At 75.5% G+C, this 22,408-nt stretch carries 25 protein-coding genes; 14 read left to right on the top strand and 11 right to left on the bottom strand.

Annotated features, from left to right (window positions below; all coding sequences use genetic code 11):
• The first annotated feature begins 155 nt into the window (after positions 1-155).
• The 3 genes from ACI79U_RS02770 to ACI79U_RS02760 all read left to right on the top strand — a co-directional run bounded on the left by ACI79U_RS02770 (position 156) and on the right by ACI79U_RS02760 (position 3,178).
• Positions 156-1,598: a uracil-xanthine permease family protein gene (locus tag ACI79U_RS02770; protein WP_457065016.1), complete on the top strand. Its 1,443-nt coding sequence runs from the start codon at positions 156-158 to the stop codon at positions 1,596-1,598.
• Positions 1,599-1,673: 75 nt separating this feature from the next.
• On the top strand, positions 1,674-2,327 hold the full coding sequence (locus tag ACI79U_RS02765) for an NUDIX domain-containing protein (RefSeq protein ID WP_457065018.1): 654 nt from the start codon (positions 1,674-1,676) through the stop codon (positions 2,325-2,327).
• Positions 2,328-2,419: 92 nt separating this feature from the next.
• Positions 2,420-3,178: an SDR family NAD(P)-dependent oxidoreductase gene (locus tag ACI79U_RS02760; protein WP_457065020.1), complete on the top strand. Its 759-nt coding sequence runs from the start codon at positions 2,420-2,422 to the stop codon at positions 3,176-3,178.
• Positions 3,179-3,181: 3 nt separating this feature from the next.
• Here the strand turns inward: ACI79U_RS02760 and ACI79U_RS02755 are convergent, their stop codons facing one another.
• Positions 3,182-3,577, bottom strand: a complete 396-nt coding sequence (locus tag ACI79U_RS02755) for an SRPBCC family protein (protein ID WP_457065022.1) — start codon at positions 3,575-3,577, stop codon at positions 3,182-3,184.
• Positions 3,578-3,640: 63 nt separating this feature from the next.
• Here ACI79U_RS02755 and ACI79U_RS02750 point away from each other — a divergent pair, with 63 nt between their 5' ends.
• The 3 genes from ACI79U_RS02750 (at position 3,641) to ACI79U_RS02740 (ending at position 6,598) form a co-directional block, all read left to right on the top strand.
• Positions 3,641-4,321: a hypothetical protein gene (locus tag ACI79U_RS02750; protein WP_457065024.1), complete on the top strand. Its 681-nt coding sequence runs from the start codon at positions 3,641-3,643 to the stop codon at positions 4,319-4,321.
• A gap of 91 nt (positions 4,322-4,412) precedes the next feature.
• Complete coding sequence (locus ACI79U_RS02745) at positions 4,413-5,327, top strand: DMT family transporter (RefSeq protein ID WP_457065026.1); 915 nt, start codon at positions 4,413-4,415, stop codon at positions 5,325-5,327.
• A gap of 44 nt (positions 5,328-5,371) precedes the next feature.
• Positions 5,372-6,598: an amidohydrolase family protein gene (locus ACI79U_RS02740; protein WP_457065028.1), complete on the top strand. Its 1,227-nt coding sequence runs from the start codon at positions 5,372-5,374 to the stop codon at positions 6,596-6,598.
• A gap of 1 nt (position 6,599) precedes the next feature.
• Here the strand turns inward: ACI79U_RS02740 and ACI79U_RS02735 are convergent, their stop codons facing one another.
• Entirely contained in the window at positions 6,600-6,989 is a 390-nt protein-coding gene (locus ACI79U_RS02735) for an ArsR/SmtB family transcription factor (protein WP_457065030.1), read from the bottom strand.
• Between the two features lie 111 nt (positions 6,990-7,100).
• Here ACI79U_RS02735 and arsB point away from each other — a divergent pair, with 111 nt between their 5' ends.
• The 3 genes from arsB (at position 7,101) to ACI79U_RS02720 (ending at position 10,169) form a co-directional block, all read left to right on the top strand.
• Positions 7,101-8,231, top strand: coding sequence for an ACR3 family arsenite efflux transporter (gene arsB / locus ACI79U_RS02730; RefSeq protein WP_457065032.1), 1,131 nt, complete (start codon positions 7,101-7,103; stop codon positions 8,229-8,231).
• Between the two features lie 70 nt (positions 8,232-8,301).
• Positions 8,302-9,714: an FAD-dependent oxidoreductase gene (locus ACI79U_RS02725; RefSeq protein WP_457065034.1), complete on the top strand. Its 1,413-nt coding sequence runs from the start codon at positions 8,302-8,304 to the stop codon at positions 9,712-9,714.
• A gap of 41 nt (positions 9,715-9,755) precedes the next feature.
• Positions 9,756-10,169, top strand: a complete 414-nt coding sequence (locus tag ACI79U_RS02720) for an arsenate reductase ArsC (RefSeq protein ID WP_457065036.1) — start codon at positions 9,756-9,758, stop codon at positions 10,167-10,169.
• A 13-nt stretch (positions 10,170-10,182) separates the two neighbouring features.
• Here the strand turns inward: ACI79U_RS02720 and ACI79U_RS02715 are convergent, their stop codons facing one another.
• The 3 genes from ACI79U_RS02715 to ACI79U_RS02705 are packed head-to-tail and all read right to left on the bottom strand — an operon-like array spanning position 10,183 to position 12,402.
• Positions 10,183-10,518: a YnfA family protein gene (locus ACI79U_RS02715; protein WP_457065038.1), complete on the bottom strand. Its 336-nt coding sequence runs from the start codon at positions 10,516-10,518 to the stop codon at positions 10,183-10,185.
• Positions 10,515-10,979: an SRPBCC family protein gene (locus ACI79U_RS02710; RefSeq protein WP_457065040.1), complete on the bottom strand. Its 465-nt coding sequence runs from the start codon at positions 10,977-10,979 to the stop codon at positions 10,515-10,517. The genes ACI79U_RS02715 and ACI79U_RS02710 overlap by 4 nt, the downstream gene beginning before the upstream one ends.
• Before the next feature lie 34 nt (positions 10,980-11,013).
• On the bottom strand, positions 11,014-12,402 hold the full coding sequence (locus tag ACI79U_RS02705; RefSeq protein WP_457065043.1) for an FAD-dependent oxidoreductase: 1,389 nt from the start codon (positions 12,400-12,402) through the stop codon (positions 11,014-11,016).
• 96 nt (positions 12,403-12,498) lie between these two features.
• On the opposite strand from ACI79U_RS02705, the gene ACI79U_RS02700 reads away from it, so the two are divergent.
• Complete coding sequence (locus ACI79U_RS02700; protein ID WP_457065045.1) at positions 12,499-12,858, top strand: ArsR/SmtB family transcription factor; 360 nt, start codon at positions 12,499-12,501, stop codon at positions 12,856-12,858.
• 6 nt (positions 12,859-12,864) lie between these two features.
• On the opposite strand, the gene ACI79U_RS02695 is transcribed toward ACI79U_RS02700, so the two are convergent.
• The gene (locus ACI79U_RS02695; RefSeq protein WP_457065047.1) at positions 12,865-13,695 is read right to left on the bottom strand and encodes a DUF998 domain-containing protein; all 831 of its coding nucleotides are present in this window, start codon (positions 13,693-13,695) and stop codon (positions 12,865-12,867) included.
• Between the two features lie 66 nt (positions 13,696-13,761).
• The gene (locus ACI79U_RS02690; protein WP_457065049.1) at positions 13,762-14,196 is read right to left on the bottom strand and encodes a hypothetical protein; all 435 of its coding nucleotides are present in this window, start codon (positions 14,194-14,196) and stop codon (positions 13,762-13,764) included.
• Positions 14,197-14,304: 108 nt separating this feature from the next.
• Between ACI79U_RS02690 and ACI79U_RS02685 the strand changes: the two genes are divergently transcribed.
• Together ACI79U_RS02685 and ACI79U_RS02680 are read left to right on the top strand one after the other, a co-directional pair.
• Entirely contained in the window at positions 14,305-15,822 is a 1,518-nt protein-coding gene (locus ACI79U_RS02685) for a Mur ligase family protein (protein WP_457065051.1), read from the top strand.
• A 43-nt stretch (positions 15,823-15,865) separates the two neighbouring features.
• Positions 15,866-17,098, top strand: coding sequence for an MFS transporter (locus tag ACI79U_RS02680; protein WP_457065053.1), 1,233 nt, complete (start codon positions 15,866-15,868; stop codon positions 17,096-17,098).
• 38 nt (positions 17,099-17,136) lie between these two features.
• On the opposite strand, the gene ACI79U_RS02675 is transcribed toward ACI79U_RS02680, so the two are convergent.
• The 3 genes from ACI79U_RS02675 to ACI79U_RS02665 all read right to left on the bottom strand — a co-directional run bounded on the left by ACI79U_RS02675 (position 17,137) and on the right by ACI79U_RS02665 (position 18,775).
• Complete coding sequence (locus tag ACI79U_RS02675) at positions 17,137-17,337, bottom strand: hypothetical protein (protein WP_457065055.1); 201 nt, start codon at positions 17,335-17,337, stop codon at positions 17,137-17,139.
• Positions 17,338-17,425: 88 nt separating this feature from the next.
• On the bottom strand, positions 17,426-17,749 hold the full coding sequence (locus ACI79U_RS02670) for a hypothetical protein (RefSeq protein WP_457065057.1): 324 nt from the start codon (positions 17,747-17,749) through the stop codon (positions 17,426-17,428).
• A 12-nt stretch (positions 17,750-17,761) separates the two neighbouring features.
• Positions 17,762-18,775: a helix-turn-helix domain-containing protein gene (locus ACI79U_RS02665; protein WP_457065059.1), complete on the bottom strand. Its 1,014-nt coding sequence runs from the start codon at positions 18,773-18,775 to the stop codon at positions 17,762-17,764.
• 214 nt (positions 18,776-18,989) lie between these two features.
• On the opposite strand from ACI79U_RS02665, the gene ACI79U_RS02660 reads away from it, so the two are divergent.
• Positions 18,990-19,811 carry an alpha/beta fold hydrolase gene (locus ACI79U_RS02660; RefSeq protein ID WP_457065062.1) on the top strand — a complete coding sequence of 274 codons (822 nt, stop codon included), beginning with the start codon at positions 18,990-18,992 and terminating at the stop codon, positions 19,809-19,811.
• A gap of 54 nt (positions 19,812-19,865) precedes the next feature.
• Here ACI79U_RS02660 and malQ read toward each other — a convergent pair whose 3' ends face one another.
• Positions 19,866-21,797 carry a 4-alpha-glucanotransferase gene (gene malQ, locus ACI79U_RS02655; RefSeq protein ID WP_457065064.1) on the bottom strand — a complete coding sequence of 644 codons (1,932 nt, stop codon included), beginning with the start codon at positions 21,795-21,797 and terminating at the stop codon, positions 19,866-19,868.
• A gap of 137 nt (positions 21,798-21,934) precedes the next feature.
• On the opposite strand from malQ, the gene ACI79U_RS02650 reads away from it, so the two are divergent.
• Positions 21,935-22,390, top strand: a complete 456-nt coding sequence (locus ACI79U_RS02650; protein ID WP_457065066.1) for a hypothetical protein — start codon at positions 21,935-21,937, stop codon at positions 22,388-22,390.
• The last annotated feature ends 18 nt before the right edge of the window (positions 22,391-22,408 follow it).

The following is a 22,408-nucleotide window of genomic DNA, read 5'->3' as shown; positions in this document are numbered from 1 at the left end:
GGTCGCCCGCGTTACGTCCCGTCGCGGCGTGTCCCATCTGCCACGCCGCAACGGGAACGTGACCACGGGGGGCTGGTGCAAGGCCCGGGTGTCTGCCACTGTGCGATCCCTCAGCGCTGAGCTACTTCGCTCGGCGGGTGGATCGAGGAGGACCGATGGCGTTGGGCTGGAAGCTGCACGGGGACGGCAAGGCCCCGGCACTGGGTGAGGCGGTGGCGCCCGACGAGCGGCTGTCCTGGCCGCTCACCGTCGGGATCGGCGCACAGCACGTGGTGGCGATGTTCGGGGCCACCTTCGTCTTCCCGCTGATCATGGGGCTGGACGCCAACCTCGCGATCATGATGAGCGGGATCGCGACGATCATCTTCCTGCTCATCGTGCAGGGGAAGGTGCCCTCCTACCTGGGCACCAGCGCCGCGTTCGTCGGCGGCGTGGCCGCGGTGCGGGCCCAGGGTGGCGACAGCTCCGACGTCGTCGGCGCGATCCTGGTCTCCGGCATCGTGCTCGCGCTGGTCGGCCTGCTCATCCAGCGGGCCGGCGTGGTCGCGGTCAACAAGGTGCTGCCGCCGGCGGTGACCGGCGCGGTCGTGCTGCTGATCGGCTTCAACCTCGCACCGGTCGCCGCGGGCCTGTACTGGCCGCAGGACCAGTGGGTGGCGCTGGCCACCATGGCGTTCGTCATCGTGGTCTCGCTGGCGCTGCGCGGGTTCTGGGCCCGGATCTCGATCCTGCTCGGCCTGGTGTTCGGCTACCTGCTCTCGCTGCTGCTGGACACCTTCTCCCAGGCGGTCACCTACGACGAGGCGGGCGTCGGGACGGCGCACGACCGGGTCGACCTCAGCGGGATCGGCGACGCATCCTGGTTCGGCCTCCCCGAGCTCACCGCGCCGTCGTTCTCGGTGAACTTCGCGCTGCTGGTGCTCCCCGCGGTGATCGCGCTGGTCGCGGAGAACGCCGGCCACGTCAAGGCGGTCGGCGAGATGACCAAGCGCGACCTGGACCCGGTACTCGGCCGGGCGGTCTTCGCCGACGGCGCCGCCACCGTGGTCGCCACCTCGGTCGGTGGCTCGCCGACCACCACGTACGCGGAGAACATCGGCGTCATGGCCGCCACCCGGGTCTACTCGACCGCGGCCTACTACGTCGCCGCCCTGGTGGCGATCCTGCTCGGCCTGGTGCCGAAGTTCGGTGCCCTGGTCAACGCCACCCCGGCCGCGGTGCTCGGCGGGATCACCGTCGTGCTCTACGGGATGATCGGCCTGCTCGGCGCCAAGATCTGGAAGGAGAACCGGGTCGACTTCGCCAACCCGATCAACCTGGTGCCGCTGGCCGCCGGGATCATCATCGGCATCGGCGACGTCCAGCTGCGCTTCAGCGAGTCGTACTCCATCGGTGGCATCGCGCTGGGCACGATCGTCGCGGTGCTCGGCTGGCATGTCGCCCGGGCGCTCGCCCCGGCGGAGATGAAGGCCGCGCTGTACCAGGAGGGCGGCTTCTCCGACGGCACCGGTCCGGCGCTGGGCGCCTCCGGCAGTCACGCGAACGACCCGGGCGGCGCCGACCCGTCCGACGTCGACCGGATCAACCGCACCCGCTGACCCGGTGCGCACCGGCCCGACCCCGGCGACGGGGCCGGGCCGGTGGCACGTCCGCCAGCTGAGCAGAGGAGCGCCATGACCGCGGGCATCGACACCCCCGACCGGCGCGGCCGCACCGGCCTGGACCGGGTGGGCCGCGACCTGACCGGCAACGACGCGATCCGCGTGCGCGAGGTCCAGCTGCTGTCCAGCGACTGGTACGTGCTGCGCAAGACCACCTTCGACCAGCGGCACCGGAACGGGCACTGGACCACCGAGACCCGGGAGACCTACGACCGCGGCAACGGGGCCACCGTGCTGCTCCACGACGTCGAGCGCCGCACCGTGCTGCTCACCCGGCAGTTCCGCTTCCCCGCCTACGTCAACGGCCACCCGGACGGGCTGCTGCTGGAGACCGCGGCCGGGCTGCTGGACGACGACGACCCGGTCACCGCCGTCCGGCGCGAGGCCGAGGAGGAGACCGGCCACCGGGTCGGTGAGCTCACCCACGTGTTCGACGTCTTCATGAGCCCCGGCTCGGTCACCGAGCGGCTGCACTTCTTCGCCGGCCCCTACGGCTCCGGCACCCGCACCGACGCCGGTGGCGGGCTGGCCGAGGAGGGCGAGGACATCGAGGTCGTCGAGCTCGGGTTCGACGAGGCGCTGGCGCAGATCGGCACCGGCATCGTCGACGCCAAGACCATCCTGCTGCTGCAGTGGGCGGCGCTGTCCGGGCCGTTCGCGCGCTGAGCGGTGCGGGGCGCAACGACCACGCGTGCCGGAGGCCGCAGCGGGGCACAGGGCTCGGCGAGGCCGCGCCCGGCGGCCACGAGGAGGCACGCATGACCGAGTCCGCCCGCCCGCTGGAGGGGAAGGTCGCCCTGGTCACCGGGGCGTCGTCGGGGATCGGCGAGGCGACGGCGGTCGCGCTGGCCGACGCCGGGGCCGCCGTGGCGATCGGCGCCCGGCGCCGCGATCGGCTCGATGACCTGGCGGAGCGGATCCGGGCCGGCGGTGGCGGGGTGCTCACCCTCGACCTGGACGTCACCGACGAGCAGCAGTGCCGGACGGCGGTCGAGCGCACCCGGGCGGAGCTGGGCGGGCTCGACGTCCTGGTGAACAACGCCGGGGTGATGCTGCTTGGCACGATCGTCGGCGCGGACCCCGAGGACTGGCGGCGCATGCTGCACACCAACGTCCTCGGGCTGATGTACATGACGCACGCCGCCATCGAGGGCATGGTCGAGCAGGGGTCCGGTGACGTGGTGAACGTGTCCAGCGTCGCCGGCCGCACGGCCCGGCTGGGGGCCGGGGTCTACAACGCCAGCAAGTGGGCGGTGAACGCCTTCAGCGAGTCGCTGCGCCAGGAGGTGACCCAGCGCGGGGTGCGGATCGGCCTGGTCGAGCCCGGCGCCGTCGCCACCGAGCTGTCCAGCCACATCACCCAGGAGGCCGCGCGACGGCAGTCGCAGGAGATGGCGCAGGGCATGCGCACGCTGGACCCGGAGGACATCGCCCGCGCGGTGCTCTACCTGGTCACCCAGCCCGCCCACGTGGCGGTCAACGAGGTGCTCGTGCGCCCCACCGACCAGCAGCGCTGACCCTCACCCGCGTTCCAGCACCCGCTTGAGCGTGGCGAGGTCGGCGGTGACCGCCGCGGCGTCGGCCTCGAACGCGGCGTCGTCCATCGCCGGCCGGCGGCGCAAGGTGAAGACCACCTCGCAGCCGTCGGCGTCGGGCAGCACCCGCAGCGGGTTGGTCACCGTCGTGCCGTCGGGCAGGACCACGTCGTGGTCGAGCACGCCGTACGGGTTCTCCGGCGCGAACCGGACGACGACGCGGCCCATGGGTGACTCGGCCACCCACTCGCCGGCGTCGCACCGGATGCCCGCCGCCAGCCCGGCCGCCCACTGCGGCAGGTGCGCCGGTTCGCGGGCCCACCGGTAGACCTCCGCGGCCGGCCGGTCGATGTGCACGCCGAGGTGCCGGGACTCGCTCATGCCCGGATCCTGCCGCAGTCCGCCGACTGGTAGCCCATGATCATCTGCGGCACGCTGCCCGCCGTGGACTCCACCCCGCCGCGCACCGGACCCGCGGACACCGACGACGAACTCCGCTGGGCGGAGGCGATGTCGGTGCTGCAGCGGACGCCGAGCACCGCGGCGCGGCAACGGCTTCGGCGCTCCCGGCTGCTCACCTGGTCGTGGGTGCTGGCCTCCACGGTGCTGCTGCTGGCCGGGGCAGTGCTCCTGGCGCTGCTGTTCCCCGAGGCGCTGCTGCCCGACCCCGGCCCGTCCGGTGGCTGGGAGGCGGCCGGCCTCGTCGTCCAGGGCGCCGGCCTGGCGGTGATGATCGGTTACGGGTTCATCGCGTGGCGGGCCGGGCTGTTCCGAGCTGCGTGGTGGCAGCCGCAGCCGACCGCCGTGCTGAGCCGGGCGCAGCGGCGCGCGCTGCGGGCGCAGGTGCGGGGACGGGCGGACGTGGAGCCGGCCCGGCTGCCGCTGGCCCGGGAGGTGGCGCGGCAGTTCGTGCTGCAGCGGCACCAGCTGCTGCTCCTCGTCGGGGTCGTCGTGCAGCAGCTGGGGCGCGCGATCGGCGCCCCGACCCCGTCCACCGTGGCCTTCACCGCAGTCGCGACGGTGGTGCTCCTGGTCGTGGCGGGGTTGATGCACCGGGAGGCGCGTCGCGCGGAGCGGTTCCTGGCCGACCACCCGGAGCCCGGGACCGGCGTCCGACCGCACTGATCCGGCCATCGTCCGGGGCGGGACGGCCAACGCGGGTGCCACGGCCGGAAACCGCCGGTGATCGTCGGTGCGGCGCCCTAGCGTCGGGTCCGTGTCCGCTCCTCAACGCCCGCTGGTACTGCTCGCCGTCGCCGTCACCGTGCTCGCCTGGGCCTCGGCCTTCATCGGGATCCGCGCGGTCGGGGAGGACCTCTCACCCGGTGCGCTGGCGCTGGGCCGGCTGCTGGTCGGCGCCGCCGTCCTCGGCCTGCTGCTGGTGCGCCGCGGCTGGGTGGCGCCGACGCCGGGGGAGTGGCGGCTGCTGCTGGTCTGCGGCATCGGCTGGTTCGGCATCTACAACGTGGCGCTCAACGCGGCCGAGCAGCACCTGGACGCCGGGACGACGGCGATGCTGGTCAACATCGGCCCGCTGCTGATCGCGCTGCTCGCGGGGGTGCTGCTGGGCGAGGGGTTCCCGCGCTGGCTGATGATCGGGCTCGCCGTCGCCTTCGTCGGGGTGCTGCTCATCGGCCTGGCCACCCGGGAATCCGGTGCCGACCTGGCCGGCGTGCTGCTCTGCCTGGTCGCCGCGGTCACCTACGCCGGGGGCGTGGTGGCCCAGAAGCCGCTGCTGCGCCGCCTGCCGGGGCTGCAGGTCACCTGGACCGCCTGCGCCATCGGCGCGGTCTGCTGCCTGCCCTGGGCGGGGGCCCTCGTCACCGACCTGGGCGCCGCCCCGGCGTCCTCGGTCGCGGGGATGGTCTACCTCGGTGCGGTGCCGACGGCGCTCGCGTTCAGCACCTGGGCCTACGCGCTCTCCCGGATGGACGCCGGCCGGCTGAGCGTGACCACGTACCTGGTGCCGCCCCTGGTGGTGCTGATGGGCTGGCTGCTGCTCGACGAGGTGCCGCCCGTGCTCGCGGTGATCGGTGGCGCGGTCTGCCTGGCCGGGGTCGGGGTCTCCCGCCGGCGCGGCCGGGTGCGCCGTCCGGTGCCGGTGCCGCAGGAGACGGCCACCAGCGGCTGACGCCGGGAACGTCGCCGACACCTGCGCCTGCTACCACTGCGTGGATGAGCACCGGTCCCGTGTCCCTGGTCGTCACCGACGCGCGGCTGCGCAGCGGCGCCGTCGTCGACGTGCACTGCGCCGACGGGGTGGTCACCGCGCTGCCACCCGCCGGTGAGCTCGCCCGCCCGGACGGTGCCGAGGTGGTGGACGCCGGTGGTGGGCTGGTCACCGAGCCGTTCGTCGACGCGCACCTGCACCTGGACAAGGTGCGCACCCTGCCCTGGATCGGTGATGCCGCGCTGGAGGCCTACACGGCCGACGGGATGGCGGAGTCGGCCCGGGGCATCGACCTGGCGCGCGCGGTGAAGGAGCAGTACTCGGTCGAGCGGCTGCTGCCCGCGGTCCGGCAGGCGCTGGCCGACGGCGAGCGGCACGGCGTGCTGCACGTGCAGGCGTTCGCCGACGTCGACACCGCGGCCGGCCTGATCGGGGTGCAGGCGGTGCTCGCCGCCCGGGAGGAGTTCCGCGGCCGGGTGGACGTCTCGGTCGTCGCGTTCCCGCAGGACGGCGTGCTCCGTGACCCCGGGGCCGCGGACCTGGTCGAGGAGGCGCTGGCCGCCGGGGCCGACGTCGTCGGTGGCATCCCGTGGGTCGAGGCGACGCCGGCCGATCAGGCCGCGCACGTCGAGTGGGCGTGCCGGCTGGCGGCCCGGCAGGGCCGGCGGGTGGCGATGCTGACCGACGACGCACCCGATCCGCGCCTCGACACCACCCGGATGCTGGCCGAGGCGATGGACCGGCACGGTCTCCGCGGGCGGGGCGTGGCCTGTCACGCCCGCGCCCTGGGGCACTACGACGCCGACCGGCAGACGGCGGTGCTCGAGCTGGCCCGGGAGGTCGGGCTCGGGCTGGTCAGCGATCCGCACACCGGGTCGGTCGCGCTGCCGGTCGAGCGCGCGGTCGCGATGGGGGTGGCGGTGGCGCTGGGCCAGGACGACATCGAGGACGCCTACTACCCCTTCGGCCGGCACAGCCTGCTGGAGGTCGCGTTCCTCGCCGCGCACCTGCTCGACATGCGCACCGGCTCCCAGCAGGAGGTCCTCGTCGACCTGGTGACGACGTCGGCCGCGCGCGTGCTCGGGCTGTCGGACCACGGGTCGTCGGGCTACGGCCTGCGGATGGGCGGCCCGGCCGACCTGCTGGTGCACGACGCCACCCGCACGGTCGACCTGCTGGCCCGGCATGCGGCACCGCGGGTGGTGGTGCGCGGCGGCAGCGTGCTGGGTTGAGTCAGATCACCGGTGCGCGGTCGCCGACGCCGGGCAGCGCGGCCACCACCGCGTCCATCGCGCCGGGCACGAGCGAGTAGTACGCCCACACCCCGCGCTTGTCCCGGGCCAGGAAGCCGGCGTCGACCAGCACCTTGAGGTGGTGGGAGACCGTCGGCTGGGACAGGCCCAGCGGCTCGGTCAGGTCGCAGACGCACACCTCGCGGCCCGCGCCGGCGGCGACCAGGGACAGCACCCGCAGCCGGGCCGGGTCGGCCAGTGCCTTCAGCGTGCGGGCCAGCTCGCCGGCCCGGTCGGCGTCCAGCGCCCCGTCCAGGCCGGTCGGCGCGCAGCCGGGGCCGTCGTCCAGCACGGCGAGGGTCAGCGAGCCCGGCGTTCCGCGGGTGTTCACCCGGCCAGTGTCGCGCCCGCATTGACGTCTGTCGATCCCTTGGGGCAGAGTCCCCCCACGGATAGACCGTCGTCGATCCGTCGCGCTGCGGCGGGGAGGAGCACCCGCCCGATGAGCGATCTCGCCGCGGAGACCCCGCGTCCGCACACCGATCTCGAGACCCCGGTGCTGGCCCGGTTGTCCACGCTGGACCGGTTCCTCCCGGTGTGGATCATCCTGGCCATGGTCGCCGGGCTGCTGCTCGGCCGGCTGGTCCCCGGGCTGGACGACGCGCTCGACGCCGTCCGGATCGGCGAGGTGAGCCTGCCGATCGCCATCGGGCTGCTGCTGATGATGTACCCGGTGCTGGCCAAGGTCCGGTACACGGAGCTGGACCGGGTGACCGGCGACCGGAAGCTCCTCGGCGCCTCGCTGGCGCTCAACTGGCTGGTCGGCCCGGCGCTGATGTTCGCGCTGGCCTGGCTGCTGCTGCCCGACCTGCCCGAGTACCGCACCGGGCTGATCATCGTGGGCCTGGCCCGCTGCATCGCGATGGTGCTCATCTGGAACGACCTGTCCTGCGGTGACCGCGAGGCGGGCGCCGTGCTGGTGGCGATCAACTCGGTCTTCCAGATCGTCGCCTTCGCCGCGCTGGGCTGGTTCTACCTGCAGGTGCTGCCCGGTTGGCTGGGGTTGTCCACGACGTCGGCCGACTTCAGCTTCTGGGCGATCGCGCTCTCGGTGCTGGTCTTCCTCGGCATCCCGCTGGTCGCCGGCTTCCTCACCCGCACGATCGGCGAGCGCACCAAGGGCCGCGACTGGTACGAGGGCCGGTTCCTGCCGAAGATCGGCCCGGTCGCCCTCTACGGCCTGCTGTTCACCATCGTCATGCTCTTCGCGCTCCAGGGCGACGCGATCACCTCCAACCCGTGGGACGTCGCCCGGATCGCGCTGCCGCTGCTGGCCTACTTCGCGCTGATGTTCGGCGGGTCGTTCCTGCTCGGCATGCGGCTGCGGCTGGGCTACGCCAAGACCGCGACCCTGGCCTTCACCGCCGCCGGCAACAACTTCGAGCTCGCCATCGCGGTGGCGATCGGCACCTTCGGGGTCACCTCCGGTCAGGCGCTGGCCGGCGTCGTCGGCCCGCTGATCGAGGTGCCGGTGCTCGTCGGGCTGGTCTACGTCTCGCTCTGGGCCGCCCGGCGCTGGTTCCCCGGAGACCCGACCGTGCCGGCTCGCCTCGACGAGGGAGCATCCCGATGACCCGGACCGACCGTCCCGCCGCCGTGGACGTCGAGACCCGCGCGCGGGGGCTGCTCGCCGAGCTGGGCGCATGAGCCGTCGCCTGGTCGTCGTCGGCGGCAGCGACGCCGGCATCTCCGCGGGGCTCCGCGCCCGCGAGCTCGACCCGACGGCGGACGTCACCCTCGTGGTCGCGGACGCGTACCCCAACTACTCGATCTGCGGGATCCCGTACCACGTCTCCGGCGAGGTGCAGCCCTGGCAGTCGCTGGCGCACCGCACCGCCGCCGACCTGGCGGCCGCCGGGCTGACCCTGCGGCTCGACACCCGGGCCACCGGCATCGACGTGACCGGGCAGCGCATCGAGGTGCGGAACCCGGACGGCAGCACCGAGCCGCTGGGCTACGACGAGCTCGTGGTGGGCACCGGCGCCCGGCCGGCGGTCCCCGAGATCACCGGGCTCGGCGGCCCGGACGGGCTGGGGCCGGCCGACGGCGTGCACCTGCTGCACACCATCGGTGACATGCACGCCCTGATGGCCGGCCTCGCCGACCGCCCGGTGCGCGACGCGCTGATCGTGGGCGCCGGGTACATCGGCCTGGAGATGGCCGAGGCGTTCGTCGCCCGGGGCATCGCCACCACCGTGGCCCAGCGCCCCGCCGAGGTGCTGGCCACCGTCGACGCCGAGCTCGGCGCGCTGGTGCGGGCGGAGATGGCGGCGCACGGCGTGGAGGTGCTCACCGGCACCGCGGTCACCGGCCTGGTCCGCACCGACGACGCCCGGATCGCCGTCACCGCCACCGGCCGGCCGGAGCGCGCCTTCGACCTGGTGCTGGTCGTCGCCGGCGTCCGGCCCGACGTGCAGCTGCTGGTCGACGCCGGGGCGCGCACCGGCGCCGGGGGAGCCGTGGTCGTCGACGACACCATGGCCACCGGCCTGCCGCACGTGCGGGCGGCCGGCGACTGCGTGGTCACCCACCACCGGCTGATGGGCACCACCTGGCTGCCACTGGGCACCACGGCGCACAAGCAGGGCCGCGTCGCCGGCGCCAACGCCGTCGGCGGGCGCGCGCGGTTCGCCGGCAGCCTCGGCACCCAGGTGGTCAAGGTCTTCGACCTGGTGGCCGCCCGCACCGGCCTGCTCGAGCACGAGGCGACCGCCGCCGGCTTCCGGCCGGTCACCACCCAGAGCACGACCGACGACCACAAGGCGTACTACCCCGGCGCGCAGCCCCTCACGATCCGGGTCACCGCCGACGCCGGCACCGGCCGACTGCTCGGCGCGCAGCTGGTCGGCCGGCTCGGCAGCGAGGTCGCCCGGCGTGCCGACGTCTACGCCACCGCGCTCTTCTCCGGCATGACCGTGGACGCCCTGGCCGACCTGGACCTGGCCTACACCCCGCCGCTGGGCTCACCCTGGGACGCCGTGCAACTGGCCGCCCAGGCATGGAGCCGGGAACACCGTCCCCCGGTCACCGTCGCCCCAACTGCGGCGCTGGCCTGATGCATCCCGGCTTGACCAACCCCACGACCGAGGAGAACCCCGTGAGCGACCGTCCCAGCGTGCTGTTCGTCTGCGTGCACAACGCCGGCCGTTCCCAGATGGCCGCCGGCTGGCTGCGGCACCTGGCCGGCGACGCCGTCGAGGTGCGATCGGCCGGCTCGGTGCCCGGCGACCAGGTCAACCCCGCCGCCGTCGCGGCGATGGCCGAGGTCGGCATCGACATCTCCGACCAGCGCCCCAAGGTGCTCACCACCGACGCCGTCGAGGCCTCCGACGTGGTGATCACCATGGGCTGCGGGGACGCCTGTCCGATCTTCCCCGGCAAGCGCTACCTGGACTGGGCCCTGACCGACCCGGCCGGCAAGGGCGTCGAGGCGGTGCGCCCCATCCGCGACGAGATCGAGACGCGCATCCGCGGCCTGCTCGGCGAGCTGCAGGTGCCGACCGGCCGGTGAGGGTCGGGCGGCGTCACCCCGCCCGGGGGGCGTACATGATGATCGCCACCCCGAGCAGGCAGACGGCCGCCCCGAGGACGTCGTAGCGGTCGGGCCGGAAGCCGTCGGCGACCATGCCCCAGGCCAGGCTGCCGGCGACGAACACCCCGCCGTACGCGGCCAGGATCCGGCCGAAGTTCGCATCGGGCTGCAGGGTCGCGACGAACCCGTAGGCCCCCAGCGCGAGGACCCCCGCGCCGATCCACACCCAGCCGCGGTGCTCCCGGACCCCCTGCCAGATCAGCCAGGCCCCGCCGATCTCGGCGACGGCGGCCAGGGCGAACAGCACGAGGGAGCGGGCGACCGTCACCGCCGTTCGCGCTCGGCGATGTCGGCGAGGCGGTCGAGGGATGCGCCGAGCTGGTCGGGCGTGGTCCCCCGCGCGCGGCGCACCCGGTTCTCGTCGGTCAGCTGGGTCCAGTCGTAGGTGTGGGTGACCTGCGTGCGCGTGGGGTCGATCGCCCGCACCTCCCACCGCCACAGGTGCCCCGGCGGCTCCTGCCCGGGTTCCGCCGGTCGCCAGGCGATGCGCCGGCCCTCGTCGAACTCGACGACGTGGTTCTCCCGGACGGCGCCGGTGGTGAGCGTCGTGCTGAACACCTCGCCGACGGCCCGGACCCGCTGCCCCGGCGCCGCCGCGGCGAGGTTGTCGTTGCCGTCCCACCGGGGTTGCTGAGCCGGGTCGGCGATGAGTTCGAAGACCTGCTCGGCCCCGGCCGCGATCTCGCGGCCGGCGCTGGCGATGCGCGGGACGTCGTCGTCACTGGACACACGGCCATCCAAGCACCGGGGAACGTCCGTCGGGTCAGGGCACCGGCTGGACCGCCGGGGCGCAGCAGCCCGCCGGCTCCGGCTGCTCCGCCGACCGCCCGTGCGCGCTGCCGGTGGCGAACCCGACGCCCGCGGTCTCGGCGGCCTCCCGGGCGCCGAGGTCGGTGCTGCACACGCCGGTGGCGGGCAGGTGCAGCTGCACCGAGTCGGCGGCTGCGGTGTCCCCGGCCAGCGCCGCGGCGATCGAGCGCACCTGCTCGTGGCCGGTGGCCAGCAGGAACGTCGGCGCGCGGCCGTAGGACTTCATCCCGACCAGGTACAGCCCCTCGTCGGGATGGGCGAGGTCGCGGTGCCCGTGCGGGGGCACCGTGCCGCAGGAGTGGGAGTCGGGGTCGATCAGCGGGGCCAGCCGGACCGGCGCCTCGAGCGCCGGGTCCAGGTCGAGCCGGACCTCGCGCAGCATGCCCAGGTCGGGCCGGAACCCGGTGGCGGCGGCCAGCGCGTCGACGCGCAGGTCCAGCGGGGCGCCGTCCCGGCCGGTGCCGGTCACCCGGAGCCGCCAGTCCCCGGTGGGGGTCAGACCGGTCAGCGTGACCTCGCGGTGCAGGGTGACGTGCCCGGCCTGGACGGCGGCCTTCAGCGTGGACCCGAGCAGGCCGCGGGCGGGCAGGCCGTCGGCGTCCCCGCCGCCGTAGAGCCGGGCGGGGGAGCGGCCACGGATCGCCCAGCTGATGGCCGTGCCCGGCTCGCTGCGCTGGAGCTCGACGAGGGCGAGCAGGGTGTTGGCCGCCGAGTGACCCATGCCGACCACCAGGCTGTGCCTGCCGGCGAAGCGGGCCCGGTCCCGGCCGAGGACGTCGGGCAGCGGCCCGACCAGCCACTCACCGGCCCGCTCCTCGCCGATCGCGGGGAGCCCCGCGGCGCCCAGCGGGTTCGGCTGCCCCCAGGTGCCGGAGGCGTCGATGACCGCCCGCGCGGTGAGGTCCTGCACCCGGCCGTCGGCGACGGTCCGCACCAGGTAGGCCCGGCCCTCGCGGCCGATGCCGCGGGTCTTGTCCAGCCCGACCCGGCTCACCGCGACCACCCGGGTGCCGGTGCGGACCCGGCCGGCCAGCTGCGGGGTCGCGGCGAGTGGTGCCAGGTACCGCTCGACCAGCTCCGCGCCGGTGGGCAGGGCGGTGCGGGCCGGGGACTCCCAGCCGGTCGGCTCGAGCAGCCGGACGGCGGCGTCGTCGACGTCGTACTCCCACGGCGAGAACAGCCGCACGTGCCCCCAGGCCCGCACCGCGGCACCGACCTGCGCGCCGGCCTCCAGCACCAGCGGCTCCAGGCCTCGTTCCAGCAGGTGTGCCGCGGCGGCCAGCCCGACCGGGCCGGCTCCGATGACCACCACGGGCAGGTCGTGCGTGCGGGTCGCCGCCACGGCGCCGTCCTCTCGTCGCGTCGTCCATCACCAACGAGACGGGACATTAACAGTGAACGCTGTTGACAACAAGCTGTGTGTGGCACACTTCCGGGCATGCCGCAGGACCTGGACGTGCGCCTTCTCGACGTCGACGAGCTGGCCTCCCCCGCCGACCGCGCCCGCCTGCTCGCGCCGCAGCTGAAGGCGCTCGGCGACCCGAACCGGCTGCACCTGCTGCTGCTGCTGGCCGAGGGCCCCCGCACGGTCCGGGAGCTCACCGACGCCGCCGGGATGAGCCAGACGCTGGTCAGCCACCACCTGGCGCCGCTGCGCGAGCAGGGGCTGGTGACGATCACGCCGAGGGGGCGCAGCAACGTCTACGCGCTGTGCTGCGAGGCGCTCGCCGGTCCGGTGAAGGCCCTGGCCACGCTGGCCGCACTGACCCCCGAGGGCGCCGACGCCTGCTGCCGCTGACGCGGGTCAGCGGCGGGGCGCCCAGGGGTCCTCGGGGTCGAAGTCGTCGGGCTCGTCGTCGCCGGCCTGCCCGGCGGCGGTCGCCCCCGCCGTCGGCGCGGGCGCCTGGCCGGTGGACGGCTGCGCGCCCCGCTGTGCCGCGGCCTCCAGGGCGGCGTCGCGCTCGGCCGCCTGCTGGGCGCGCGCCAGCCGCGCGTCCTCCCGCAGCTGACGGCGGGACGGCGAGCCGTCGGCGTTGGTCAGCTGCCACCAGCCGTCCTTCTGCCGCCACAGCGCGATCCCGGCCACGGCGAGCCCGATCGGCACCACGTAGGCCGCGACCCGCTCCATCCCGCCCTCACCGAGGCCCAGGAAGACCGCGGCGCCGAAGAAGATGGTGCCGATGACGCCGAGCAGGCCGAGCACGGCCAGCGCGGTGCCCAGGCCCTCGGACCGGGGCCGCACCCCGTAGGCCAGCGCGATCAGCCCGATGCCGCCACCGAGGAAGTGCGCGGCCGCCGCGACCTCGTGCGCCGCCGTCACCGAGTCGGCGGGGAACAGCCCGACGAGCAGCACCCCCAGCCCGGCGATGCCCAGCAGTGCCCGGGCCAGCCGGCCGCCGAGCCCGGCCAGCCCCGGGCCCAGCAGGACGGCGCCGGCGATGATCAGCAGCCCCTGGGCGACGAACGAGCCGTTCATCAGCAGCCGGGCGGGGGAGTCGCCGGCGCCCAGGTCGCTGATCACGTCCCGGGAGTAGGAGTACCCGCCGTAGCGGGCCGCGGCGATCGCCTCGACGACGAAGAACTGCAGGGTGAGCACCCAGGCCACCCCGCCCCAGCGGTACCGACTGTCCGTCACGAGGAGCCATCGTCCCAGCCCGTCCTGTGCGGCGTGCAGGACGGCCCGCCGCGCCCGCCCGGTCCGTCAGTCCGGCCCGTCCCGAGGGGCGACCCGGGCCAGGACGGCGGCGTACTGGTCGGCCGACAGCCACGACGGGTTGCTCCCGGCCGGCATCCGCACCACCTCGGCCGCGGCGAACGCCGGATCGGCGACCAGCTCGGCCCGGTCCACCGGCTCGGTCAGCCGCCGCCACCGGACCCGCACCACGGGCCCGCGCTCGGGGTCCTCGACCGGGTGGCCCGCCACCGTGCCGAGGGCGTGCACCCCCGGGTGGTCCCGGCCGCTGATCCAGAGCACGCACGGCTGCCCGGGGCGCAGCAGGCTCAGCCGGTAGGACCGGCGCACGCACCGGTCGACGGTCACCGGCGCACCCGGCGTCCAGTCCGGCGCGACGGCGTCGGCCGGCCGGCTGCTCTTCAGCAGCCACGCGGCGACCTCCGGGGCGCTGAGGCGGGGCATGGGGGGAGCCAACCAGCCGGGGCTGCGGAGCGCTGCCCGGACCGGGTCGGTGGTGGGCGACCGGATGTCGCGCTGCCGTTCCCGCCGGTTCCGCCTAGCGTTCCGGTCGTGCCGCTCCCCGTGGTCCCCTGGTCCGCCGTCGAGCACCGTGCCCGCGGTCTGGCCGGAGGACCGGTCCACCGCTCCGGCGGGCCGGACGACCTGCCGCTGCACCGGCTGGTCACCGACTCCCGGGCGGTCACCCCGGCCGCGCTGTTCGCCTGCGTCCGCGGCGCCCGCAGCGACGGTCACCGGTTCGCGGCTGCGGTCCGGGACGCCGGCGCCGCGGCCCTGCTCGTCGAGCACCCGCTGCCGGTGGACCTGCCCCAGCTGGTGGTGCCCGCGGTGCGTCCGCTGCTCGGTCCGCTGGGAGCGCTGCTGGCCGGCGACCCGGCCGACGAGCTCCGGCTGATCGGGGTCACCGGCAGCAACGGCAAGACCACGACGAGCACCCTGGTGCGGGGGGTGCTCGCCGAGGCCGGGGAGTGCGCCGGCGTCGTCACCACCCTGGGTGCGCGCGTCGGGGACCGGCAGCGCGGCACGCGGCTGACCACCCCGGAGGCACCGGAGCTGCACGCGCTGCTGCGCTGGATGCGCGACGAGGGCGCCACCAGCGCCGTGGTCGAGGCCTCCTCGATCGCGCTGGACGTGGGCCGGGTCGACGGCGTGCAGGTCCAGGTCGCCGTCTTCACCGGCTTCGAGGAGGACCACCTCGACCACCACGGCACCCTCGAGCAGTACTGGGCCAGCAAGGCGCTGCTGTTCCGCCCGGACCGCGCCGACAGCGCGGTGGTGGTGGTCGACGGCCCGTGGGGACGCCGGCTCGCCGACCAGGCCGAGGTGCCGGTGACCCGCGTCGCGACCACCGCCGAGGTGGCCGCCGACGTCCGGGTCCTCCGGTGGCGGACCGGGACCGAGGGCACGACGTTGCTGGTCGCCGACGACGCGGGCCTGCATCGGGTGCGCTCCCCGCTGGTCGGGCAGGTGCACGTGGGCAACATCGCCGAGGCCTGGGCGACCGGCCGCTCCCTGGGGCTGGACCCCGCGGCGATCGCCGCCGGGATCGCCGGGACCGCGCCGCCCGCCGGGCGCAACACGCTGCTGCGCGGCGCCGAGGGGCCGCTGGTCGTCGTCGACTACGCGCACACGCCCGGGGCGCTGGCCGCCGCGCTGCAGACCGCCCGGGGGCTGTGCCGGCCCGGCGGCCGGGTGCACCTCGTGCTCGGTGCCCGCGGCCGCCGGGACCGGTACAAGCGGCAGGGGCTCGGCGTCTCGGCGCGGGCCGCCGACGAGGTCTGGCTGACCAACGAGGGCAGCCACGGCGAGAGCCCGCAGGCGATCGTCGCGGAGCTGCGGGTGGGGCTCCTCGGCGGGACCGCCGTCGTGCGGACCGTGCTGGACCGCCGGGAGGCGATCACCGCCGCCGTGCAGGCCGCCGGGCGGGCCGACGTCGTGCTGGTGGTCGGCCGGGGGCACGAGACGACGATGACCGACGACGGCGACCCGGTGCCCTTCGACGACGCCGCGGTGGCCCGGGAGGCCCTGGCCGAACTGGCGGCCGAGCTGGTGGCCGAGCAGGCCGGCTGACCCGGCGCGGGGTGCCGGCGCTCACACCGGCAGGCTCGGCACCGTGACGGCGACGGGGGAGCAGTGGGCCGGCCACCGGGTCGGTGAGCCGGGCTTCCGCCGCGCTGCGGTCGCGGTCTTCCTGGCCGGGCTGGCGGTCTTCGCCACCCTCTACGCGCCGCAGGCGCTGCTGCCGGAGCTGACCCGCGCGCTGGGCGTCTCGCCGGTCTCCTCGACGTTGGCCATCTCGGTGAGCACCGCCGCCCTCGCGGTCGGCCTGCTGGTGCTCGGCCCGGTGTCCGACCGGCGCGGCCGCACGCCGGTGCTGCACGCCAGCCTGGCCGCCACCGCGGTGCTCGCGGTGCTCACCGCGCTCGCGCCGGGGTGGTGGGCGCTGCTCGTGCTGCGCGGCCTGCAGGGGTTCGCGCTGGCCGGGCTGCCCGCGGTCGCCGTCGCCTACCTGCGGGAGGAGCTGCACACCTCGGTCAGCGGCCGGGCCATCGGGCTGTACGTCAGCGGCACCGCGATCGGCGGGCTCTCCGGCCGGCTGCTCACCGGGGTGCTCACCGAGCTCGGCGGCTGGCGGGCGGCGCTGGCGGGGGTCGCGGTGCTGGCGGTGGGGTGCGCGGTCGCCGTCCGCTTGCTGCTCCCGCCGTCCCGGCGCTTCGTGCCGCTGCGCCGGGAGGGGCGGCTGGTCCGGCAGCTGACCGCAGCGTTCACCGACCCGGCGCTGCTGGCGCTCTACCTGGTGGCGGCGCTGCTGATGGGCGGCTTCGTCGCCGTCTACAACGCCGGCACGTTCCGGCTGGAGTCGGCGCCGTACTCGCTGTCCCCGGCGGTCGCCGGGCTGGTGTTCCTGGCCTACCTGCTCGGTTCGGCCAGCTCCCCGGCGGCCGGCTGGCTCGCCGACCGGCACGGCCGGCGGGTGGTGCTGCCGGGGGCCGTGGCGCTGATGGGCGTGGGCATCGCGCTCACCGTGCCGACGCCGCTGTGGTGCGTGGTGCTCGGGGTGTGCGTGCTGACCACCGGCTTCTTCGCCGCGCACGGCGTGGCCAACGGGTGGGTCGCGGCGCGCGCCCAGCGCGGCGGCCGGCCGGTCGGGCAGGCCGCGTCGCTCTACTCGTTCTGGTACTACGTCGGCTCGTCGGTGGGCGGCACCCTCGCCGGGCGGGCCTGGCAGGACGGCGGGTGGCCGCCGGTGGCGCTGCTGGCCGGCGGCTGCGCCCTGGTCGCGCTGCTGGTCACCCTGGTCCTGACCCGGGTGTTGGGCCGCACCCGGTCGCTGGGCGGGAGCTGACCCGGGGCCCCAGGGTCTCGGGCCCCGGGGTCAGCGGCTCACTCGGTGGCGTTGTGCTCGTACGCGCCGGCGGGGTCGGCGTCGTCGGAGCCGACCGCCTGGCGCTCGAGCTCGGTGCGGTGCTCCATCACCTCGTCGGACAGGTGCGGGTCCTTGGCGTGCTCGGTGCGGTCCCGCGGGGCCGGCTCGGTCGGGGTCATCACGTCGTCGAGCGTCGGCTCGTCGCTGGGGCTGGTCATCCTCGTCCTCCGCTCTCCTGCGTCCGGCTGGTCCGGACCGCTCGGGGAGTGGGGTAACCCAGGGAACCCCGGCCGCAAACCGCCGCGGTCAGCTCTGGGCCAGCTGCCCGGCCGGGAGCCACGCCTCGACCAGCGCCGGGCCGTGCGCGCCGGGAACCGTGTAGGCCACCCGGCCCTGCCAGCCGTCGTCCCGCTGGCGCCACTCGACCAGCAGGCCCGGCCAGCGTCCGGGGTGGCCCGGGGGGTCGTGCACCCAGCAGTGCCGGCCGGCGCCGCCCCCGCCGGGACGGGGTGGCTCACCGCCGCCGGGTCGGGACGGGTCCGCCTCCGGCGCCCGGGCCGGTACGCCGGACGAGGCGGCGCGGTCGGCCAGCGAGGCACCCTGCCGCCCCCGGTGCATGCCTCCAGCCACCGGGGGATCGTCTCATGCGGTCGAACGTGTGTTCGACCTGGCGGCCCGTGCCGGAGGTGTCGGCGGTCCCGGTGCGTCGGCGGAGGCCCGCCGCCACTCCCGGGGGCTCATCCCGAAGCGGGCCCGGAAGCGGCGGCTGAAGAACGAGGCGTCGCCGAAGCCCCAGGACCGGGCGACCGTGGCGATCGGCCGGTCCCCGGGGCCGGCGAGCTCGCGGCGGGCCGCCTCCAACCGCTGGTCGATGACGTCCTGCTCCAGGCTGATTCCGGCCGCCGAGCACAGCCGGTAGAGCTGGCGGACGCTGATCGCGTGCTCGCCCGCGATCCGGGCCGCACTGAGGTCGGGGTCGGCCAGGTGCCGGGCGACCCAGGCGCGGACCCGGGCGAGCAGCGTCTCGTCCAGCACCGCGCGGGTCGCCGCCGAGGGGGCTGCGGTGGAGACGATCAGCGCCCGGATCAGCTCCGCGGTCGCGGCGGCGACGGCGGGCCAGCCCGGGTCCGCGGTCAGCTGCTCCGACTCCCGGGTCACCCGCTCGACGTGCGACCTGACCAGGTCGTACAGCGGGCTGTCCGCCACGTGCGGGGCCGCGCGGCGGACGACGTCCACCGGGAGCCCGAGCTGCGCGACCGGGATCTGCAGGGCCCGGCCCGCGCCCCCGGCCGCGCCCCGGGCGAAGGCGTACGGGGAGGTGAGGTCGGTGACCGCCAGGGCGCCGGGCGGGAGCTCCCGGTGCCGGCCGCCCTGCCCGTGCCGGCCGGTGCCGTGCTCCTGCAGGTACAGCGACAGGGCCGGCGGCGCGTCCGCCACCGCGGCCGTCCCGCGCCGGGTGACCGAGAGCGGACCGACGACGTCGGACCGCGGCACCGGCAGGCTGCTCAGCTGCCGGGCGTCCAGGCGCACCTGCACCGGCGCCGCCGGATCGCGGAGCGCCACTCGGGACGACATCCCGGTCTGCAGGCGCGCCACGACGGCGGCGGGGACGGCGTCGGGGCCGGTCAGCTGCCGGCTGTCCATGAGCGTGACCATCGCGTCTCTCCGTGCGGGTGGTCGGCGACGCTGCCGGGTGCGCGGCCATCCTGCGCCGCGGACGGGGTGCGGGGGAAGTACCCCGGTCGCGGGTGACGGGCACAGCGGGTGGCGGGCAGGGACCAGCACCGGGCACCGACAGCACAGTCGCGGGGCGTCGCGGTCCCTAGCGTCCTCACCGCACACGCCCGCACCACCCACGGAGGAGACGTCCATGCCCGTCCTGGAGCACGCCGGGATCGAGATCTTCTACAAGGACTGGGGCACCGGTCAGCCGATCGTGTTCAGCCACGGCTGGCCGCTGTCGTCCGACGACTGGGACGCCCAGCTGATGTTCTTCCTGCAGCAGGGCTACCGCGTGATCGCCCACGACCGGCGGGGGCACGGCCGTTCGACCCAGACCGGCGACGGGCACGACATGGACCACTACGCCGACGACCTGGCCGCGCTGACCGCGCACCTGGACCTGCACGACGCCGTGCACGTCGGCCACTCCACCGGCGGTGGCGAGGTCGTCCGCCACCTGGCCCGCCACGGGCAGGACCGGGTGGCGAAGGCGGCGCTGATCGCCGCCGTGCCGCCGATCATGGTGCAGACCGAGGCCAACCCCGGCGGGCTGCCCAAGAGCGTCTTCGACGGCATCCAGGAGCAGGTCGCCACCAACCGGGCGCAGTTCTACCGCGACCTGCCCGCCGGGCCGTTCTACGGGTTCAACCGGCCCGGCGTGGAACCGATCGAGGGCCTGATCCAGAACTGGTGGCGGCAGGGGATGACGGGCGGCATCAAGGCCCACCACGACGGCGTCGTGGCCTTCTCCCAGACCGACTTCACCGACGACCTGAAGAAGATCACCGTCCCGGTGCTGGTCATGCACGGCGACGACGACCAGGTCGTGCCGTACGAGGACTCCGGTCCGCTGTCGGCCGAGCTGCTCCCCAACGGCACGCTGAAGACCTACGCGGGCTTCCCGCACGGCATGCCGACCACGCAGGCCGAGACGATCAACGCCGACCTGCTGGAGTTCATCCGCAGCTGAGCCACCCGGTCACCGGGGGGGCGGGCCGGGCACACTGCCCGGCCCGGCCCCCGGTCAGCTCTTCTTCCTCCCGCTGGCCTTCCCGGGGACCTTCCCGCCGGGGGCCTTCGTCGCTGCCGCCTTGCGGGCCCGCTTCGGCTTCGCCGGCGCCGGGCGCAGCCCCTCGGCCAGGACGCCGGCCACTGCCTGCACGCCCGGGTGGCCGGCGAGCTCCTCGGTGGGCACCGGCAGCGGGATGCACCAGTTGGGCCGGTCGGTGGTGCCGGGCATGTTCGGCCGGCGTTCCACGGCCAGCGCGTCGTCCAACGTCGCCGACAGCAGCGTGGACGGCGCCGTCGCCAGCCGCCGGTGGGCGGCCTCGACCGCCTCCTCGGGGTTCGCGTCGGCCGGGATCGTGGCCAGCCGCGCCAGCAGCGAGGCCCGGCCGCGCTCCAGCTCCTCGTCGGTGCCGACCCCGTGCTCGCGCTGCTCGGCCAGGTCCGACCCGGTCCACAACCCGGCCACCGTCGGCAGGTCGTGGGTGCTGATCGCGGCCATCGCCTCGGCCGGCCACTGCGCCGGCTCCTCCTCCTCGAACCACAGCAGGCGGTAGGACAGGATGCCGTGCTCGGCCATCGCCTCCCGGACACCGTCCTCGACGGTGCCCAGGTCCTCGCCGACCACGATCGCCTGCGCGCGGTGGCTCTCCAGCGCGACGATGTCGAGCAGGTCCTCGTGCGGGTAGCGGACGTAGGCGCCCTCGGCCGCCGACCCCTCCTGCGGCACCCACCACAGCCGGAACAGCCCCATCACGTGGTCGACGCGCAGCCCGCCGGCGCCGGCCATGGTCGCCCGGATCGACTGGATGAACGGCTCGTACTCGGCGGCCTGCAGCCGCCAGGGCACCAGCGGCGGGGAGCCCCAGTCCTGGCCCTGGCTGTTGAACGCGTCCGGCGGGGCGCCCACGCTCACGCCCTGGGCGAGCACGTCCTGCCACGCCCACGCGTCGGCGCCGCCACCGGCCACGCCGATGGGCAGGTCCTGGATCACGGTGATGCCCTCGGTCGCCGCGCGCAGCTGGACGTCGAGCAGCCACTGCAGCCAGGCGTGGAAGGCGATCTGCCGGTCGTGCCCGGCGGCGAAGTCGGCGACCCCGGTGCCGCGGGGGTCGACCAGCTCGGCGGGCCAGGTCTGCCAGTTCGGCCCGTGCTCGTCGGCGATCGCGCACCAGGTCGCCCAGTCCATCAGCGGCTGGCCCTGGTGCCACCACCAGTCGCGGAACGGGCCCTCGTCGACCCCGGCGTCGAAGACCCGCTGCAGCACCCGGCGCTTGACCGCCCAGATCGCGTCGCGGTCGATCAGCTCGCCGTCGTTCAGCGCCCGGCCGGCGTCGGGCTCGGCGTCGACCGCGTCGATCCCGGGCACCTCGGCGATGCGCAGGTACACCGGGTTGCGGAAGCGGCGGGTGGCCGGCAGGTAGGGGCTGTCCTCCTGGCCCTCGGTCGGGGCGACCGCGTGCAGCGGGTTGACCAGCACGAACCCCGCGCCCTGGGCCTGCGCGAACTCCCGCACGGTGCGCAGGTCGCCCAGGTCGCCGATGCCCCAGCTGTCCCGCCCGCGGGTGGCGTACAGCTGCACCGCCCAGCCCCAGCCGCGCCAGCCCTCGGGCAGCCAGCAGCGCCCCGGGGAGACGATCAACCGCCGGTCCCGGCCGTCGGTGGTGTGCAGCCGGTGGTAGCCGAGCGGGAAGTCCTCGGGCAGCGAGCCGTCGATGCGCCGGACCTCGCCGTCCTCGCAGACGACCTCCGCGCCCTCGACCTCCAGCGGGTCGCCGGGGCGGGCCACGATCGGGGCCCGGTCGGGCAGGTCGGTCGGCGGGTGGCCGATCACCTGCCGCATCAGTTCGATCGTCTCCGGGGAGACGGTGTGCTCCTCGTCGAGGGCGTCGAGCCAGCTGGCGTCGATGCCCCAGGCGTCGGTGGTCGGCTTCGCGGGCGTGCTGGTCACGCCCTGATCCTCTCCGCTGCCCGGCCCGCCCGCCGGGTGGGACCCGGACCGGGGCCACGACAGGGGGACCGTCAGCCGACGGGACGGGGTCCGGCGCGGCTGGGCGCGACGGGCACACTGGGCCGGGGGAGGTGGTCATGGCGGCACGGTTGTGGACGGTCCTGCTGGTGATGGCAGGCGTCTTCGCGATGCACGGGCTGCAGTGTGCGTCGGCGCACGACCTCGGCCACGGCACCGGCGTGCACGCCGGTGCCGTCCCGGCCACCGGTGCCACCGGCGACGGCCACCCCGTCTCGACCGGAGGCCATGCGCAGGCCGGCCACGACCCGGTGGGCGCCTCGATGCCCGCTGCCGGCCTGACGGCACCCGACGTGGCGGGGTACGAGAGCACCCCCCGGTCGCCCACCGGGCAGCTGTGGACGTTGTGCCTGGCGGTGCTGGCGGTGGGCACCGCTGCCCTGCGTGTCCTGCTCGCCCACCGGCTCGGGTCGGTGGCCGTGCCGGTCCCCGCGCGGTTTCTCGGCCGCGTCAGGTCGTGGGCGGCGCCGCTGCGGCCACCGGACCTGTCCGCCCTCTGCCTGCTGCGGATCTAGGCCGAACCGGCACCACCG

Source organism: Modestobacter sp. SYSU DS0904 (assembly GCF_054051115.1).
This window is presented reverse-complemented; position numbering and strand designations above follow the sequence as displayed.